Source organism: Chrysanthemum yellows phytoplasma (genome assembly GCF_000803325.1).
GTDB lineage: Bacteria > Bacillota_I > Bacilli_A > Acholeplasmatales > Acholeplasmataceae > Phytoplasma > Phytoplasma asteris.
The window spans coordinates 1-2,822 of record NZ_JSWH01000117.1; the positions used below are offsets into that span (position 1 = coordinate 1).

At 21.9% G+C, this 2,822-nt stretch carries 4 protein-coding genes; all 4 read left to right on the forward strand.

Annotated features, from left to right (window positions below):
• Positions 1-46: 46 nt before the first annotated feature.
• Positions 47-442: a hypothetical protein gene (locus tag OL66_RS02430; RefSeq protein WP_238568801.1), complete on the forward strand. Its 396-nt coding sequence runs from the start codon at positions 47-49 to the stop codon at positions 440-442.
• Between the two features lie 31 nt (positions 443-473).
• Positions 474-1,523 carry a DUF2963 domain-containing protein gene (locus OL66_RS02435; protein WP_034172316.1) on the forward strand — a complete coding sequence of 350 codons (1,050 nt, stop codon included), beginning with the start codon at positions 474-476 and terminating at the stop codon, positions 1,521-1,523.
• Positions 1,524-1,681: 158 nt separating this feature from the next.
• Positions 1,682-2,143, forward strand: a complete 462-nt coding sequence (locus OL66_RS04510; RefSeq protein WP_334199056.1) for a UvrD-helicase domain-containing protein — start codon at positions 1,682-1,684, stop codon at positions 2,141-2,143.
• Positions 2,089-2,822 (forward strand): UvrD-helicase domain-containing protein (locus OL66_RS04515; RefSeq protein ID WP_334199057.1); only part of this gene is annotated, 734 nt, incomplete at its 3' end. The genes OL66_RS04510 and OL66_RS04515, both read left to right, overlap by 55 nt.

The window sequence follows — 2,822 nt, forward strand, 5'->3', positions numbered from 1 at the left end:
TTTAATTTATCCTTTAAAATTATTTAGTTCATTGTTTGATTTTTTAATGCAAATATTAAAAATTTTTATTGATGTTTTTGGTAGTATTATAGGTTATATTAAAAGTTCTATAACAAGTCTTACTGGTCAAAAATTAATGGACCCTAGTGAAAGTATGTGGGAAAAAATAAAAGAAATAGCAAAACTGATTTTTAGTGTTGCTGTTGGTGGCTCTGTTATTTATTTTTTGAAAGAAATTAATAATTTTCTTTTAAACTCTTTCATTAAAATAGGTGATTTGTTGTTTAAAATTATTTTAAGAATATTAGACATTATTTCAATTGTTTTAAAATTCTTTTTATTTTTGTTTAAAAAGGTTATAATAATATTGAGTTTCATTTTATCATTTTTTATTAATTTCCTATATTTATGGGTATTTGAAAATGCTAAAAAAATTCTTTAATTATTTTTGATAATAGAAAAGAGGTTTAAAAATGTCAAGTTTTAGAATAGGCAATAAACATTATAAAATAATTCCTTTTTTAATTACCACTGGAACATTACTGTTTTTTGTGTTTTGGATAGGTGGGATTTCTTATAAATATCATTTAGAAACCGAAGAAAGACGTAAATTACAAGAAGTAGATATTAAAGCAAAAGCAAGAGAGTTAAATAATGATTTACATAATGAAAATAAAAAACTTAAAAAAGAAAACGAATATATGAAAGATACTCCTTATGAGTTTCAAAGAGAAAATGGAGAAAAAGAATATTATAATTTATTTACTCACAAATTAGTTAAAAAAATTGATAGTGATAATAATGTTTTTGAATATGATAAAAATAATGGTCTTTTGTTGAAAAAAACTGATAGATATAATAATGTTGAAGAGTACGGTTTACATGGTAAATTAATCAAAAAAACTTTATCAGATGGTGTTTGGATGGAATATAATCCTGTTAATGCAAAAATGATGAAACGTAAAAATATTGATGGTTCTATTGAAGAATTTGATGATAATGAAGAAAAATTTAAAGAAATAGATAAAAATAATAAAGTTAAATTTTTTAAAACCAAATTTTATAAAACCGTTCAAGATTTTGAGAAATTATTTATTAATAATAAAGATTTAGAAAAAACTTTCTTAGAATCTCGTATTTTTAATTTAGAAGAATTAAAAGCTTCTGGATATACTGCGGAAGAATTAAAAGCTTCTGGATATACTGCGGAAGAATTAAAAGATGCTGGTTTTAAAAATATTGAAAAAATTTATTATCAAAATGACGGTAAAACAATAGAATGCATCGAAGAATATAACTTTGATGGTAAAAGAATTAAATCGACCAATTACCAAGATGATGGTAAAACAATTAAATCCATTTATGATTATGACCTTCTAAACGGTAAAACAATTAAAGAAACTTATTATCAAAATGACGGTAAAACAATTAAATCCATTTATGATTATTCCCTTGGAACACAAAACAGATTCAAAACAACTTACAACCAAGACGGAACTATTAAAGAAAAAACATCTTTTTAATTATGCATAAGCAAAGAAAATAAGTCTGAAAGTATTCAAAGACGAGCAGAGCGAATTAGGCGGCCAGCCGAAGTAAATTACAATTAATCTATTACACCCCTCCTATAAAGTCCCCTTTGGGGATTTAGGGGGTTTTTAATATTATAAAGGAGAATAAGATGTTATTTAATTTATCAAAAGAACAAAAAGATATTATTAATTCAGATGCTTCTTGCATGTATATACATGGTGGAGCTGGTTCTGGCAAAACTACCATTTTAATTGAAAAATTAAGACAAAAAGAAAAAGAAAAACCTTTAATTTTGGTAGCTACTAATGCTACTAAAAATATTATTTATGATAAATTATTTTCATCATTAAAAGAAGATTATCCTTCTTATAATGATGATGAATTAGAAAAATATTTAAAAGATAATTATGAAATTAGAACAATTCATAGTTTTGCTTATTCTTGTTATTTAAAATATAATATTTTTAATGAAACAGCAAAACAACGAAAATTTATTGATGATGAAACTAAATTAAATATTTTAAAACTGATTTTAAAAGAAAATCAAGATTTAAAATGTATTTTAAAGAACAAAGAAAATATTCATTTAGAAAGCTTTTACAGGAATTAAATAATTTAATACGTTTAACTTTTCAAAAAGAAAACTGTTATTCATCTATTAAAATTGATGATAAAGTTTTAAAAAAATCTTTTGAATTGTTATTAAATTTGTATTATGAAAAATTAAATTATTATAATTTAATAACTTTTGATGGTTTATTAATTGAAACTAGTGATTTTATTGAATTTGTTGAAAGAAATAATGGTTTAATTTATAATCGTCCTGTTTTTATTGATGAATTTCAAGATTTAAATTATTTTTATTATTTTATTATAAAAGAACTTTTATTTAATAAACCAAATTCTTTATATTGTTTTGGTGATTATACTCAAAATATTTATAGTTTTTTTGGTTCTAGTGAACGTATTTTGGAACTTTTTGTAAAAGATTTTAAACCTGAAAAACATTTTTTAAATGTTAATTATCGTTCTAAAGGTATTAATATTGTTAAAGCAGCTAATGAATTAATTGATAATAAGGAATATTTACAATTATCTTTTAGTGAAAAAAAATATAGAGATTTTATAAATTTTTCTTTTTTTGATAATTTTTATCAACAAATTAATTATTTGTGTGAAAAAATTAAAAATTCTTTAATTTATTCTACAACTGTTCTTTGCCGTAGTAATGGTGAATTACAAAAACTTAAAGATGAGTTTGAAAAAAACCAAATTCATTGCTCAGATCG

Excerpts from the sequence above, each read along its gene's own strand:
- OL66_RS02430 (WP_238568801.1), top strand. The coding sequence starts at position 47 with ATGCAAATATTAAAAATTTTTATTGATGTTTTTGGTAGTATTATAGGT.
- OL66_RS02435 (WP_034172316.1), top strand. The coding sequence starts at position 474 with ATGTCAAGTTTTAGAATAGGCAATAAACATTATAAAATAATTCCTTTT.
- OL66_RS04510 (WP_334199056.1), top strand. The coding sequence starts at position 1,682 with ATGTTATTTAATTTATCAAAAGAACAAAAAGATATTATTAATTCAGAT.